This is a genomic window from Rhizobium sullae (genome assembly GCF_900169785.1).
In the GTDB taxonomy this organism is placed as follows: Bacteria; Pseudomonadota; Alphaproteobacteria; order Rhizobiales; family Rhizobiaceae; genus Rhizobium; species Rhizobium sullae.
The window spans coordinates 126841-141276 of sequence record NZ_FWER01000010.1 but is presented as its reverse complement, the minus strand read 5'-3'; the positions used below and the strand labels follow the sequence as shown (position 1 = coordinate 141276).

The 14436-nt window shown below is 60.3% G+C and carries 12 protein-coding genes; 5 read left to right on the top strand and 7 right to left on the bottom strand.

Annotated elements, in window-relative coordinates:
• Positions 1 to 334: 334 nt before the first annotated feature.
• The 4 genes from lhpI to BN1800_RS11445 all read left to right on the top strand — a co-directional run bounded on the left by lhpI (position 335) and on the right by BN1800_RS11445 (position 5722).
• Positions 335 to 1282, top strand: coding sequence for a bifunctional Delta(1)-pyrroline-2-carboxylate/Delta(1)-piperideine-2-carboxylate reductase (lhpI, locus tag BN1800_RS11460; protein WP_086997535.1), 948 nt, complete (start codon positions 335 to 337; stop codon positions 1280 to 1282).
• A 5-nt stretch (positions 1283 to 1287) separates the two neighbouring features.
• The gene (gene hrpB, locus BN1800_RS11455; protein WP_086997532.1) at positions 1288 to 3744 is read left to right on the top strand and encodes an ATP-dependent helicase HrpB; all 2457 of its coding nucleotides are present in this window, start codon (positions 1288 to 1290) and stop codon (positions 3742 to 3744) included.
• A gap of 19 nt (positions 3745 to 3763) precedes the next feature.
• Positions 3764 to 5074, top strand: a complete 1311-nt coding sequence (locus BN1800_RS11450) for an ActS/PrrB/RegB family redox-sensitive histidine kinase (protein ID WP_086997530.1) — start codon at positions 3764 to 3766, stop codon at positions 5072 to 5074.
• 72 nt (positions 5075 to 5146) lie between these two features.
• Complete coding sequence (locus BN1800_RS11445; protein ID WP_027513420.1) at positions 5147 to 5722, top strand: ActR/PrrA/RegA family redox response regulator transcription factor; 576 nt, start codon at positions 5147 to 5149, stop codon at positions 5720 to 5722.
• Between the two features lie 6 nt (positions 5723 to 5728).
• Here the strand turns inward: BN1800_RS11445 and BN1800_RS11440 are convergent, their stop codons facing one another.
• Positions 5729 to 6223, bottom strand: coding sequence for an MmcB family DNA repair protein (locus BN1800_RS11440; RefSeq protein WP_027513421.1), 495 nt, complete (start codon positions 6221 to 6223; stop codon positions 5729 to 5731).
• Positions 6224 to 6402: 179 nt separating this feature from the next.
• Between BN1800_RS11440 and BN1800_RS11435 the strand changes: the two genes are divergently transcribed.
• Positions 6403 to 7083: a L,D-transpeptidase gene (locus tag BN1800_RS11435; RefSeq protein WP_086997527.1), complete on the top strand. Its 681-nt coding sequence runs from the start codon at positions 6403 to 6405 to the stop codon at positions 7081 to 7083.
• Positions 7084 to 7157: 74 nt separating this feature from the next.
• On the opposite strand, the gene BN1800_RS11430 is transcribed toward BN1800_RS11435, so the two are convergent.
• From BN1800_RS11430 to hslV, 6 genes are all read right to left on the bottom strand, one after another.
• Entirely contained in the window at positions 7158 to 9329 is a 2172-nt protein-coding gene (locus BN1800_RS11430; protein WP_086997524.1) for a malate synthase G, read from the bottom strand.
• 92 nt (positions 9330 to 9421) lie between these two features.
• On the bottom strand, positions 9422 to 10834 hold the full coding sequence (locus BN1800_RS11425; RefSeq protein WP_086997521.1) for a cytochrome P450: 1413 nt from the start codon (positions 10832 to 10834) through the stop codon (positions 9422 to 9424).
• Between the two features lie 45 nt (positions 10835 to 10879).
• Entirely contained in the window at positions 10880 to 11827 is a 948-nt protein-coding gene (locus BN1800_RS11420) for a DUF1402 family protein (protein WP_086997518.1), read from the bottom strand.
• Between the two features lie 195 nt (positions 11828 to 12022).
• On the bottom strand, positions 12023 to 13330 hold the full coding sequence (gene hslU, locus BN1800_RS11415; protein ID WP_027513426.1) for an ATP-dependent protease ATPase subunit HslU: 1308 nt from the start codon (positions 13328 to 13330) through the stop codon (positions 12023 to 12025).
• Positions 13327 to 13851: a GNAT family N-acetyltransferase gene (locus BN1800_RS11410; RefSeq protein ID WP_086997515.1), complete on the bottom strand. Its 525-nt coding sequence runs from the start codon at positions 13849 to 13851 to the stop codon at positions 13327 to 13329. The genes hslU and BN1800_RS11410 overlap by 4 nt, the downstream gene beginning before the upstream one ends.
• Positions 13838 to 14365 (bottom strand): ATP-dependent protease subunit HslV, encoded by a 528-nt coding sequence (hslV, locus tag BN1800_RS11405; protein WP_027513428.1) that lies wholly within the window; start codon positions 14363 to 14365, stop codon positions 13838 to 13840. Before hslV ends, BN1800_RS11410 begins: the two co-directional genes overlap by 14 nt.
• Positions 14366 to 14436 lie beyond the last annotated feature (71 nt).

Here is a 14436-nt window from a genome sequence, read left to right as displayed (position 1 = left end):
GTAACTTCGTCGCCAGCAGCGCCGCCGCCCTCGTTCAGTGACGCGGCTTATAGACCCCGCCCCACGAACTAGTCAACACCACCAATCCAACTTTTTTGACATTTTTGTAACAGACTGTTTTCACAAGGGATTTTTCGACAGAGTCAAAAGTCGAGCAAATTTCAGTCCAATTCCGGAGCGAGAGAGATTCATTTTTCAGAATCCGTCGTCACGCCGTCGATTTGGGGTGCCTGCCTTATATAGGAAGCATCGTCATCACTTTCCAGATCCGCTTGCGCAGCCGCGGCCAATCGCTAGTTTGGCGTCCTGGATATTCGGCCATGGAGATTTTGGAATGCTTGTCCTCGATGAAGAGCGGACGCGCGCGGCGCTTCCCTGGGGGGAGCTTATCGACGCGATCGCGGCGATGTTTGCCGGGGAATGCGTCATGCCCGTGCGCCATCATCACGACATGGAGGTTCCCGGCGAGGAGGAAGCAACGCTATTGCTGATGCCTGCCTGGGTGCCCGGGCGCTACGCCGGCGTGAAGATGGTCTCGGTTTTTCCGGGGAACGCCAAGCGCGCGCTGCCTGCAATCTTCGGAACCTATCTGCTTTCGTCTGGCACGACGGGGGAAATGCTTGCGGCGATCGACGGTGGCGAGCTGACGGCACGGCGGACGGCTGCGACCTCCGCATTGGCGGCACGCTATCTGGCGCGGCCGGATGCGGCCGAGCTGCTTGTCTGCGGAACGGGTCGCCTCTCCCTCAACCTGCTGCAGGCGCATGCCACCGTCCGGCCGATCAAACATATACATGTCTGGGGACGCAATCTTGTGAGCGCGGAGAAGATTGCGGCCGAAGCGCGGGAGCTCGGACTTCCCGCCAAAGCAGTCTCCGATATCGAAACGGCGGCGCGAGCCGCCGACATCATCTCCTGCGGCACACTCTCAAGCGAGCCGCTCGTCCGCGGCGAATGGCTGAAACCCGGGGCGCATCTCGATCTCGTCGGCGGCTTCAAGCCGAGCATGCGCGAGAGCGACAACGAGGCGATCCGCCGCGCGTCCGTCTTCGTCGATACGCGAGCTGGTGCGATGAAGGAAGCGGGCGATATCGTTCAGCCGCTTAAAAGCGGCGTTCTCAAGGAGAGCGCAATCAAGGCAGAGCTCGCCGAGCTCGTTCGCGGCACGCGAAGCGGCCGCAGCGCGGCGGAAGAGATCACGCTCTTCAAGTCCGTGGGTGCCGCGCTCGAGGATCTCGCGGGAGCAATCCTAGCCTATGAAACTGTCACCGGCAGGAAATAACTGGCATGCCTGTTTTGCCGGAACTTCCGGTTTCTCACATTCTGCCCGAAATCGGAGCCGCACTTGCCGAAAGCGGACGAGCCGTTCTTTCCGCACCACCCGGCGCCGGGAAGACCACGCTTGTGCCACTTTACCTGCTGAATCAACCATGGCGCAATGACGGCAGGATCATTCTGCTGGAGCCACGGCGGCTGGCAGCGCGGGCTGCGGCGAGCCGCATGTCCTTTCTGCTCGGCGAACAGGTAGGCGAGACGGTCGGCTATCGCATGCGGCTCGACAATCGTATTTCCGGCAAGACGCGGATCGAAGTGGTCACCGAGGGGGTGTTTGCGCGCATGATCCTCGATGATCCGGAACTCTCCGGCGTTTCGGCGGTCATTTTCGACGAATTTCACGAGCGTTCGCTCGATGCAGACTTTGGATTGGCATTGGCGCTCGACGTGCAGTCGGCGCTGCGTAACGATCTACGGCTTCTGGTGATGTCGGCAACGCTTGACGTCGAGCGTGTCGCAGTGCTTCTCGGTCATCCGCCGGTGATCGAAAGCATGGGTCGGAGTTTTCCGATCGACATCCGCTATCGGGATCGGCCGGGCGGCGAGCGCATAGAGGATGCCGTGACACGGGCAATCATCGAGGCTCATGCGGATGAGACGGGATCGATCCTCGCTTTCCTGCCTGGACAGGCCGAGATCACCCGAACAGCGGAAAGGCTTGAGGGGCGGTTCGGACCGGATACGCTGATCGCCCCTCTCTACGGCAATCTTGGTCAGAGGGAGCAGGATGCGGCTATCCGGCCGCCGGCTAAGGGAATGCGCAAGATCGTGCTTGCCACATCGATCGCGGAGACCTCGATCACCATCGACGGCGTACGGATCGTGATCGACAGCGGGCTGCAGCGACTGCCGGTGTTCGAAGCCTCGACCGGCATCACGCGGTTGGAGACTGCGCGCGTGTCGCAGGCTTCAGCCGACCAGCGCGCCGGGCGCGCCGGCAGAACGGAGCCCGGCATTGCGGTCCGCCTCTGGCATCCGGGGCAGACGGCCGCATTGGCTCCTTTTACACCGCCGCAAATCCTGTCGAGCGATCTTTCCGGTCTCGTGCTCGATCTGGCGCATTGGGGTGTTCAGGACCCGGCATCGCTTGCCTTCGTCGACCAGCCGCCGGAAACGACGCTGAAGGAGGCGCGCGCGCTACTACAGGAACTTGGAGCTTTGGACGAGGATAGAACCTTAACGGCGCGTGGACGAATGATGCGCGAGCTTGCGCTGCCGCCGCGGCTGGCCGCCATGGTGGTTTCGGCCGGGGAAAGCGGGCACGCAAAAGAAGCCGCGATGCTCGCCGTTCTTCTGACAGAGCAGGGCCTCGGCGGTACGAGCATCGACATCGAGGACCGTTTGCGACGCTTCAAGACGGAGAAGGGCGAAAGGGCGGATGCTTCACGGCGCCTTGCTGCACGGCTGGCGCGCGGGCTCGACAAGGTTTCCTCAAGCGCGCCGCCGCTTGCCGGACAGCTCCTGCTGCATGCCTTTCCGGATCGAATTGCCCTGCAGCGCGGCGGGCGGGGACGATACGTGATGGTAAACGGCCGTGGCGCCGAATTGCCGGAGACGGAACGTCTGGCGGGCAGCCAGATGTTGGTGATCGCCGATCTGACCGGGCGCGCGGCGCAAGCGCGTATCCTGGCTGCGGCGGAGATTTCGCGCAGCGATGTCGAAGCCGAGCTGCCAGGTCTGATCACGACCGGCGAGCAGACCTATTTCGATCTACAGACCAGACGCATCCGCGCCCGGCGCGCGACGAGGCTCGGGGCGATCGTTTTCGATGAAACGCCGCTGCCCCGGCCGACGGGCGAGGCTGTTGCCGCGGCACTGGCGGACGGCGTACGGCAACTCGGACTCGACGCCCTGCCCTTTTCCAAGGAGGCTATCCAGCTGCGCGAGCGGATCGGCTTCCTGCATCGAACGATAGGCGCGCCATGGCCGGATGTCAGCGACGCTGCGTTATTGGAACGGCTGGACGACTGGTTCACGCCCTACCAGAGCGATGCACGCGGGCTTTCGGATATTACCGCCGGATCGCTCACCAGCGGGCTGATGGCGCTTGTGCCGCACGAGTTGCAACGCGACCTCAGCCGGCTGGCGCCGACGCATTTCGAAGCGCCGACGGGTCAGCGGCATCCGATCCGATACGAGGGCGAGGAGCCGCTGCTGACGATTCGCGTACAGGAACTTTTCGGATTGAAGCAGCATCCGGCGATCGGCGGCGGACGGCTGCCGCTTCTTCTCGAACTGACGTCGCCGGCGCACCGGCCGATCCAGACGACGCGCGACTTGCCGGGGTTTTGGGCAGGTTCCTGGAAAGACGTGCGCGCCGACATGCGGGGCCGCTACCCGCGGCATCCGTGGCCGGAGCGGCCGGAGGAGGCCTTGCCGACGACACGCGTTAAGCCGCGTGGTACATAAGCAGTGCGAGGAGCCGGCCATGGTTGATGACGCCAACAGCAAGCCTCAGGATAACCGCCACAGCAGCCGCAGACTGCGCCTGCAGACGCTGGTACGCTTGCGCTGGCTCGCGGTCGGCGGACAGGCGGTGACCGTTTTCATCGTCGCCTTTTGGCTGAAATTCCCGTTGCCGCTGGTTACAAGCAGCTTGTTGATTGCAGCGCTTGCCTTGGTCAATTTCTTTCTGACGATCCGCTATCCACCAACGCATCGCCTGCAACCACCAGCCGCCTTCGCGCTGCTTGGACTTGACCTTCTGCAGCTTTGCGCGTTGCTGTTCATCACCGGCGGCCTGGCGAACCCGTTTGCGGCGCTCGTCTGCGTGCCGGTCATCATTTCTTTTGCCTCCCAACCGATCCGCTACAGCGTCGCCCTCATCGTCTTTGCGATGGTCTGCATCACGATCCTCGCTTTCTCGCCCTTCCCGCTTCCATGGTTCAACGGCGCCGAGATCAATGTGCACAACGTCATGCAGTTCGGTGTCTGGTGTTCGATCGCTTCGACCATGGCCTTTGCAGCTTTCTATGCCTATCGCGTTTCCATGGAAGCGAGCCAGTTGGCGGATGCGCTGGCTGCAACCGAACTCGTTCTGCAGAGGGAAAAGCACCTCTCGCAACTCGATGGCCTGGCGGCGGCGGCGGCACATGAGCTCGGAACGCCGCTTGCGACGATCAGCGTCGTCGCAAAGGAAATGGAGCGCGAGCTGAAGGATGACGACCGGTTCCGCGAAGACGTGCATCTGCTGCGCAGCCAGAGCGAACGCTGCCGCGATATCCTGAAGCGGCTGACGAGTCTTTCTGCAGAGGGCGATGCCCATATGCGGCGCCTGCCGCTATCTTCGATGATGGAGGAGATCATTGCGCCTTTTCGCGAATTTCCGATTGAAGTCGAGCTGATCGAAAAAAGCACGCGCAAGGGTGAACCGGTGACGGAGCGCAATGCCGGGATCATGTATGGGCTTGGCAACCTCATCGAAAATGCCGTCGATTATGCTCGCGAGAAAGTAACAGTCACCGTCGAACATGACCCCAGTAAGGTTCTTATCGTCATCGAGGACGATGGCAACGGCTACGCACCGGATATTCTCACCCGTATCGGCGAGCCTTACGTCACCAAAAGGCAGAAAGAGGATACTGCGGGCGGGCTTGGGCTCGGGCTCTTCATCGCCAAGACGCTGCTTGAGCGTTCCGGTGCAACGCTGGTTTTCGAAAACCGCGATCCGGAAAGTGAAGGAGCGCGTATCCGTGTCGAATGGCCGCGCATGCTCATCGATGCAAATTCGACAAAATGACTTTATCGGCATAATGAAGATATGCGTAGCTGACAAATATCAGGTGGGCGTAAACCGCCAGGATCGAAGACCATGACCGAACAAAGCCACGAAACCCTTGCCGCCGGCGAGCACGATATTGGCCCCGATGCGAGCCTCTTGATTGTCGACGACGACGGGCCTTTTCTGCGACGTTTGGCACGCGCGATGGAGACACGCGGCTTCCAGGTCGAGACCGCCGAATCGGTTGCGGAGGGCGTTGCCAAGTCGAAGAGCCATCCGCCGAAATATGCGGTGGTCGACCTGCGTCTCGGTGATGGCAACGGCCTCGACGTCATCGAGGCGATCCGCCAGCGCCGGGACGATACGCGGATCATCGTGCTGACGGGCTACGGCAATATCGCAACGGCAGTGACAGCCGTGAAGCTCGGGGCCGTCGACTATCTCGCCAAGCCTGCCGATGCAGACGACGTATTCGCAGCTTTGACGCAACGGCCGGGCGAGAAGGCGGAGCTTCCGGAAAACCCGATGTCGGCCGACCGGGTTCGCTGGGAGCATATCCAGCGCGTCTATGAAATGTGCGAGCGCAACGTCTCCGAGACGGCGCGGCGGCTCAACATGCACCGCCGCACGCTACAGCGAATTCTCGCAAAACGCGCCCCGAAGTAGCCGCTGTTAGATATCGTCGGTGGCAAGCGGCTTGCCATTCGCCCATTCAGCCAGCATCAATCTCTGCGCGGCGGCGCGGGAGAAATTCAGTGTGACCGATTTGCGGGTTGCCGGCGCAAGCCGATGTTCGGGTGCTTCGCGGATCATATGCGCGCCATAGCCGTCGGACAGAAACAGTCCGCATTCCTCCGGGAAGATATCAAGCGGTACATCCTTGTGCGTCGCAAAGAACAGTCGGTCGCAATGCAGCCGGTATTCGGGCCACTTGCGATCAACGCGAAAATCCTCGATCGAGGTTTTGATCTCGATGATCCAGATTTCGCCTTTTTCCGAAATGGTAATCAAATCGGCGCGCCGGCCGCTCGCCAGCGGCAGTTCAGGCAGAACCGCATGGCGCATGTCGTGAAGTAATATCTGAGTCCCGCGGCGCACGAGCATGGCTCTGTCCGATTGCCGCCCATCTATTAACGGATTGTTATTGTAAACGCTCAAAATCGTCATGGATAACCGTGAGGACGTATCGCCCGTTGTTGCAAAAAAACCATGCGGTTCTAATTTGCCGCTGCCGGTAACTCTCGTCGCACTGCAACATCTTGCAAAGACGAAGTTAATCGAAAATAAACCATAATCAAAGATGGTTCCAAGACCGTTTCCTCACTGCCAATCCTAAAGAGATATTCATGCGCATCCGAAATGCATTCCCTGTGTTCGGCCTAATGGCGACCCTCGCTCTGGCCGGCTGCTCTACCAATTCCGATCGCGCTTCCCTCGAAGACAAGGCCGCCGGCCCGACTGTCCAGACGGCACAAATCTTCGATGAAGCCTACGGCGTGAGGACGGATGCCGGATACGCCCTGCCCGCGATCCCGATCCAGCGCGTCAAGCCGGAGTTCCGCCGACAGATTGTTTCCTACGAGACGACCGAGCGTCCGGGTACGATCATCGTCAACACCCGCGAGCGCCACCTTTACTACATCCTGCCGGGCGGCAAGGCGATGCGCTACGGCATCGGCGTCGGCAAGCAGGGCTTCGCATGGGCCGGCACGGCCTATGTCGCCTGGAAGCAGGAATGGCCGACCTGGCATCCGCCGAAGGAAATGGCTGTCCGCAAGCCCGACATTGCAAAGTACGTTGAGGACGGCATGGGCCCGGGTCTCACCAATCCGCTCGGCGCACGCGCCATGTATCTCTTCAACGAAAAGGGCCAGGATACCCTTTTCCGCCTTCACGGCACGCCCGAATGGGCCTCCATCGGCACCGCGGCTTCGTCCGGCTGCATCCGCCTGATGAACCAGGACGTGATCGACCTTTACAGCCGCGTACGCCCAGGCAAGGCGACCAAGGTCATCGTTATCCAGTAAGCTAGAAAGCGAATTCGGTATAAAAAAGGCCACCGGAATTTTCTTACGGTGGCCTTTTTGTTTGATCATGAGCCTTATGCGGCCTGCCTGCCTTTGAGCTCGAGACGGCGGCGATGAAGGACCGGCTCCGTGTAGCCGCTCGGCTGTTCCCTGCCCTTCAAGACGAGGTCGACGGCAGCCTGGAAGGCTACCGAGCGGTCGAAATTCTCCGCCATCGGCATATAGGCAGGATCGCCGGCATTCTGTTGATCGACGACCGCGGCCATGCGCTTCATCGTCTCGATGACCTGTGCTTCACTGACGACCTTGTGGTGCAGCCAGTTGGCTATGTGCTGAGCGGAAATGCGAAGCGTTGCGCGGTCTTCCATCAGCCCGACATTGTTGATGTCCGGCACCTTCGAGCAGCCGATGCCCTGATCGACCCAACGGACGACGTAGCCGAGGATACCCTGCGCATTGTTGTCGAGTTCTCGCTGGATTTCCTCCGTCGTCCAGTTCGGCCGGGCGGCAACTGGAACGGAAAGGATATCGGAGAGCTTGGCACGGGCGCGATCCTTCAGTCCGCGCTGAACGTCGGCCACGTTGATCCGGTGATAATGCGTCGCGTGCAGTGTCGCTGCAGTTGGCGAGGGAACCCAGGCGGTGTTGGCACCGGCCTTCGGGTGGGCGATCTTCTGCTCCAGCATAGCCGCCATCAGGTCGGGCATCGCCCACATGCCCTTGCCGATCTGCGCGTGACCGGACAGGCCGCATTCGAGGCCGATATCGACGTTCCAGTTCTCGTAGGCCGATATCCATGCCGCCTGCTTCATGTCGCCCTTGCGGATCATCGGACCGGCCTCCATCGAGGTATGGATCTCGTCTCCAGTACGGTCGAGGAAGCCTGTATTGATGAAGACGACGCGCTCGCGGGCAGCACGAATGCATTCCTTGAGATTTACCGTCGTGCGGCGCTCCTCATCCATGATTCCCATCTTCATCGTGTTCTTCGGCATGCCGAGAAGTTCTTCGACGCGTGAGAAAATCTCGACGGCGAACGCCACTTCCTCAGGCCCATGCATCTTCGGCTTGACGATATACATCGAGCCGGTGCGCGAGTTCTTGCGGCGGCCGTTGGGACCGATATCGTAAAGCGCGATCAGGCCGGTAATGGCGGCATCCATCATGCCTTCGGGAACTTCGCGACCGTCACGGTCGAGGATAGCCGGATTCGTCATCAGGTGGCCGACATTACGGACGAGCATCAGCGAGCGGCGATGCAAATCAAAGGCGGAGCCGTCCGGCGCCTGATAGGTGATGTCAGGATTGAGCTTGCGGATGAAGGTCGAGCCGCCCTTGGTTACTTCCTCCTGCAGGTCGCCCTTCATGAGGCCCAGCCAGTTGCGATAGACGACGACTTTGTCCTCGGCATCGACGGCAGCAATCGAATCCTCGCAGTCCATTATCGTCGTGATCGCTGATTCGAGCCAGACATCGGAAATATGCGCCGGATCGCTCTTTCCGATCGGCGTCGAGGCATCGATGACAATCTCGATGTGAATGCCGTTGTTTTTCAAGAGAAGATGTGTCGGCGCTTCGGCATTTCCTCGGTAGCCGGCAAAATGCCGATTATCGCTGAGGGCCAGTCTTTCGCCATCTGTCAAAGTGATCGCGAGATTGCCGCTGTCCACCTTAAAGGCAGCGGCATCCTTCCAACGCGCGCCTTCGAGCGGAGCGGCGCCGTCCAGAAAGTCGCGAACCCAGGCGATGACCCTTTCGCCGCGCTTCGGATTGTAGCCCTTGCCTTTTTCCGCGCCGTCGCTTTCGGGAATGGCATCCGTGCCGTAAAGCGCGTCGTAGAGCGAGCCCCAGCGCGCATTTGCGGCGTTCAACGCGTAACGCGCATTCATGACCGGGACGACGAGCTGCGGCCCGGCAATCGAGGCGATCTCGGGATCGACATTGTTGGTCGAAACCTGGAAATCAGAGCCTTCCGGCAGCAGATAGCCTATTTCGCGCAGAAATGCCTGATGGGCATCCAAGTCTGTCGGCGCGCCATTCTTGCGATACCAGTCATCAATCTGCTGCTGGAGATGGTCGCGCGTCAGAAGCAGTTCGCGGTTCTTCGGCGCGAGATCATGAACGATTGCTGAAAAGCCGGCGAAAAATGCATCCGCATCAACCCGAAGGTCTGGAAGCACTTCATTGACGATGAAATCATGAAGGACGGTTTCGACGAAAAGACCGTTCTTTTCAATGCGGCGCATACAATTCTCCTCCCGCAGACGGCGACGTTTTCACATACTGTTCACTTTGCGCCGCTTTCATTCATAGTCAATTCTGCAATAGTTCGAAAGATTTATGCCCATGAGGAAACAGTGCGCGCGGTGACGCGCATCGGCAGACCGTTCTGGGGCTGGGTCGTCAGTTTCTGCACCGGCCAAGGATTGGTCTTCTCCGTCACGTCGAAGCGGAAACGGCTCATCAATACGGCCAGCGCAATGACCGCTTCCTGCAGGGCGAAGGTGGCGCCGATGCAAACACGCGGACCGGCGCCGAATGGCAGGAACTGGAACCGGCCGATCTTGCCGCGGTTTTCCGGAAAAAAGCGCTCGGGCATATAGGCGCGCGGCTTGTCCCAGAAGAGCTCATGCCGGTGCAGGGTCCAGGGCATGATGAGCACCGTCATGCCGGCATGGATCTCGACCTTCTCGCCTTTGGCATCTGTCCAGCTGTCGTCAGCGATCGCCGCACGGTTGATCGACGGCGCCGGCGGATAGAGCCGCAGGGCCTCCTCGAAGGCGGCGCGCGTGAGGGGCATCAGATCGAGCCATTCGACGGGCTCGGCGCCGCTTGCAAGAACGCGGCCGATCTCTTCCTCCATCCCATCGCGGATATGCGGGCTGTTCGCCACGCAATAGAGCGTCCAGGCGAGCGCCCGCGCCGTCGTTTCATGACCAGCGCCGATGAACGTCAGGATATTGTCTTCGATTTCTTCATTGGTGAGGCCGCCCGCCGATGCCCGGTCGAGCAGCAGAGTCAGAAAATCTTCGGGCGCCGAGGCGCGATCGGCAGCCATGCGCCGGAGCCTGGCGTCCATCGTTTCGCGCACCATGTTGCGGAACTTGTCGAGAACCTTCCGGCCGCCGACCCGCGTCACCCGCGGCACCCAACTCGGCGCGCGCAGGAGATCCATGGGGTCGACGCGGCCCATGCGGTGCAGAAGCGCGTTCACATCGTCAGCGAAGCTGTCCGAGGATGTGACGATTTCACCGGAAAACAGCGTATCGGCAAGGATTGCAAAGGTGAGCTCCGTCATATCGCTGGCGATTTCGAATACCCGGCCTACGCTTCCCGCCGCCTCGTACTTACGCACATACGCCTCGGACTGCTGCAGCATCTGCGCGGCAAAGCCGTTGGCGTGGCGGGGCGTGAAGACGGGGGCAACCGCTTTCCGCGTCCGCTTCCAGACCTCGCCTTCAGCCGTCAGCAATCCATCGCGCAATATGGGGCGCAATATGAGCTGGCGGACATCCGACATGCGGTAGTTCGCGGTGTTATCGACCAGCACATATTTAATGAGGGCGGGATCGTTGACGATGATCGTGCTGTCGCCGAAGAAGCGGTCCTTGATCCAGGGAAGTGTGTAGGACGGCTCGCCCCAAAGCTCCAAGGGATTGCGAAAGATCGTGCGGATGATCTCCAGCCGCGACGGTGGCACGGAGCGCGGCAGCGGCGCGGGTGGAACAAACGGTTCCGGTCGCATATCCATGGCAAAGCCTTTCGCGGAAGATTACAGCCTCCCGCCAGGCGAACGTTAGAGCAGGCCCTCAAGCTCGTCCAGCTTGTCGTTGATCAGCCAGCCGTAATAATTCTCCTCCGGCCAGACTATCGCACCTGCGACCTGGTTCCTCGCGGCAAGAGCCGATGCGCGCTGGCGCGAATTCCCGACATTGTAAAGCGTGGCGGTCAGGCCGGGATTGTTCGAAATATCCATGCCGGTAATCTGCTTGTAATCATCTATCGACTGGCGGATGGAGGCCGCAACGAACGCGAGCGAGATATCCGGCTCCATGATGGCGCGGTAAACGGCGCCGGCATCCTTTTCGTTCAGTCTCGGATAGCCGGAAACACGGCTGACCAGATCTGAGAGCATCAATGCCGTCAGCGGGTTCACCTGGCCGAGACCGAAGGTTTGACCGGCATAAAACGGCTGGAAGAACACGGCGCTGAAGCGGTTGTTCGGGAAGCTCTTGCCGCCGACGGTCCTGCCGCGGAACTCCCTTTCCCAGACATCCTCACGGCAGCTCCAAAGCAGATAGGAATCGCGCTTGCCGTTGCACTCGGCAAACTGTGGACGATCGACGAAGGTGTCGACATCCTCGCCTTCATAGGCAAAACGGAAGCTCTCGCCGGCGTAGGAAGCGGCCTTGACGTAATAGGATTGAAGGCGGTCATAGGCGTCGACGTTATAGGTGTGCTCGCCGACGATGGCCCCGATGATGTGGATGGGTTCAATGCCGTAAGCGGCCGCCGTCTTCCTGATCTTGCTCATCAGCTCGTGATCGGTGGAGAGTAGCTCATAAACCTTCTCATACTTGCGATCGAAGGTCGTCTTGGTACCCTTGGTGCGGCGGACGGATGCGCCAGGGACCGCAGGCTGCTCGACGTTGCGGTTGCCGGGCGGCACGACCTGCATCGCATGGGCGGGCACGGATGTAAGTGCCGCAACGGCGATCAGGAGGCATGTCAAAAGGCGTCGCACGATCAGCTATTCCGTCCTCTGGCTATATATCGTCTTCATGGCGAAGCGCGCTGACTGGACCAGAATCTTGGCCGAATAAAGCCGCGTCCACAAACAAAACGGGCCTTCACTAAGTAGTAAAAGGCCCGCTGTCGAGAGTTCAGACTGCCGAAATCCGGCGCGAAACCCGCAAAGGTTTCGACCGATGCGGCAATATCACAGGATGAAACGCGAGAGGTCCGTGTTCTGCGCCAGATCGCCGACATGCTCACGCACATAGGCGGAGTCGATCTTCACCGCCGAACCGCCGCGATCCGGGGCATTAAACGAGATGTCGTCCAACACACGTTCCATCACGGTCTGCAGCCTGCGAGCGCCGATGTTTTCGACCGATGAGTTCAGATGGACGGCGACATCGGCCAAGGCATCAATCGCGTCGTCGGTAAATTCGAGGTTCAGGTTCTCTGTTTCCATGAGCGCGCGATACTGGCGGATCAGGCTTGCCTCGGTTTCTGTCAGGATACGGCGAAAGTCTTCCTTGGTCAGCGGACGAAGTTCAACACGGATCGGCAGGCGGCCCTGCAATTCCGGCAAGAGATCGGAAGGCTTCGAGACATGGAAGGCGCCCGAGGCGATGAAAAGAACGTGGTCGGTCTTCACCGGCCCGTACTTCGTGGAGACGGTCGTTCCTTCGACGAGCGGTAGCAAATCGCGCTGCACCCCCTCGCGCGACACGCCGGCGCCCATCCCGCCGTCGCGAGCTGCAATCTTGTCGATCTCATCGAGGAAGACGATGCCGTCATTCTCGACGGCACGCACGGCTTCGCGCTGGATGACTTCGTTGTCGATCAGCTTGTCGGACTCGTCCCGGATCAGATCGGTATAGGAGGCTTTAACGGTGGTGCGGACCTTTTTGGTACGCCCGCCCAGCGCCTTGCCGAACATTTCCGAGATGTTGAGAACACCGATATTGGCACCGGGCATGCCGGGGATTTCAAAGCCGCCCATGCCCGCGCCGCTATCGGCAACCTCGATATCAATCTCCTTATCGTCCAGTTCGCCATTGCGCAGCTTCTTGCGGAAGCTGTCACGCGTGGCAGGAGAAGCGGTAGACCCGACAAGGGCATCAAGCACACGTTCCTCGGCGCTCATATGCGCCTTCGATTCGACCTCGGCGCGCTTCTTGTCGCGCGCGAGCCCGATGCCGATCTCGACGAGGTCGCGGATGATCTGTTCGACATCGCGGCCGACGTAGCCGACCTCGGTGAACTTGGTCGCCTCGACCTTGATGAAAGGCGCACCGGCAAGTTTGGCAAGACGGCGCGAAATCTCCGTTTTGCCGACGCCGGTCGGGCCGATCATCAGGATATTCTTCGGCATCACTTCGTCGCGCAGGCTTGGATCGAGCTGCTGGCGGCGCCAGCGGTTGCGGAGCGCGATCGCCACGGCGCGCTTGGCCTCATGCTGACCGATAATGTAGCGGTCGAGTTCGGAAACGATCTCGCGAGGGGAAAAGGTGGTCATGGTAATTCCGTTTCTCCGGGTGCGTCCAGTGCCATGAAATGGGCCGGACCGTAAATGGAAGTTCTTTTATCGACGTAGCGAAAGCCCGCCTTCTCGTAAGCCCTGATCGCCTGAACGTTTTCAGGATCCGGATCGATCACGATGCGCTTGGCGCCACCTGCGAAAAGCTCGGACGCAAGCTTGCGGATGATCGCAGCACCGTGGCCTTTGCCCGTCAGTTCGGGGATACCGATCGAAATGTCGATGCCGAGCGTAGCCTTCGGCTGATCCCGATAGGGATGGCCCTCCTCGAGATGAGGATCGTAACTTTGCAGATAGCCTATAGGCCTTCCGTCCAGTTCCACGATCATCGGCCGGGTTTCCTTACTCGTCATTGCCTCTTCGATCGAACCAAGCTCCGTTGCAGGTTCGCCCCACCATCTCGCGACATGCGGCTCTGTAAGCCATTGCGCCAGAAGCGGGAGATCCTCTCGGCAGACGTCGCGGAAACGATATCGCGAGACAGGCTTAGCTTTCAGCATCCAGTGTTTCCATCACCACGTTGTGGTTCGTATAGACGCAGATGTCGGCTGCGATATCCAGCGCTCGGCGAGCGACCTCTTCTGCGGACTTGTCCGTATCCATCAGGGCACGCGCTGCCGCCAAGGCGAAGTTGCCACCGGAGCCGATCGCCGTAGCGCCATGCTCGGGCTCCAGAACATCGCCGTTGCCGGTGACTGCCAGTGTTATCGATTTGTCTGCGACCAGCATCATGGCTTCGAGGTTGCGAAGATACTTGTCCGTGCGCCAGTCCTTGGCGAGTTCGACGGCTGCGCGCATCAGTTGGCCCGGATATTGTTCGAGCTTCTTTTCAAGGCGCTCGAGCAGCGTAAAGGCGTCCGCGGTCGCGCCCGCGAAACCGGCAATGACCTCGCCCTTGCCAATACGCCGCACCTTGCGGGCATTGCCCTTCATAACGGTCTGACCCAGGCTGACCTGGCCGTCACCGGCCATCACCACCTTGCCGCCCTTTCGAATTGTAATAATCGTTGTCATCAAAACATCCTTGCCCGGATCAGCGGGCGTTACGCCGAGCCGCTCACCGGCCCCTGTGAGCCCTATGTAAG